This is a genomic window from Citrobacter sp. Cpo065 (assembly GCF_030332805.1).
In the GTDB taxonomy this organism is placed as follows: domain Bacteria; phylum Pseudomonadota; class Gammaproteobacteria; order Enterobacterales; family Enterobacteriaceae; genus Citrobacter; species Citrobacter portucalensis.
In genome coordinates this window covers 1-211 of the sequence record NZ_JAOWHC010000016.1, presented here as the reverse complement: position 1 = coordinate 211, position 211 = coordinate 1, and the positions used below count along the sequence as shown (strand labels likewise).

General features: G+C 51.2%; 1 tRNA gene. It reads right to left on the bottom strand.

The features are described 5' to 3' along the window. Positions 1 to 134: 134 nt before the first annotated feature. Positions 135 to 210, bottom strand: a tRNA-Gly gene (locus OGY68_RS00070). Position 211 lies beyond the last annotated feature (1 nt).

The following is a 211-nucleotide window of genomic DNA, read 5'->3' as shown; positions in this document are numbered from 1 at the left end:
CTACTGCGTTGGCTGCCTTCATTCGCCTGAGTCACTTACTTCAGTAAGCTCCTAAGGACTCATTCAGTTGCCGCCTTGTCGCAATTCGAAATCCTGCGATTGGTGGTCTGTGCTTTACAAGCATTTTCAAATTTTGGAGCGGGAAACGAGACTCGAACTCGCGACCCCGACCTTGGCAAGGTCGTGCTCTACCAACTGAGCTATTCCCGCA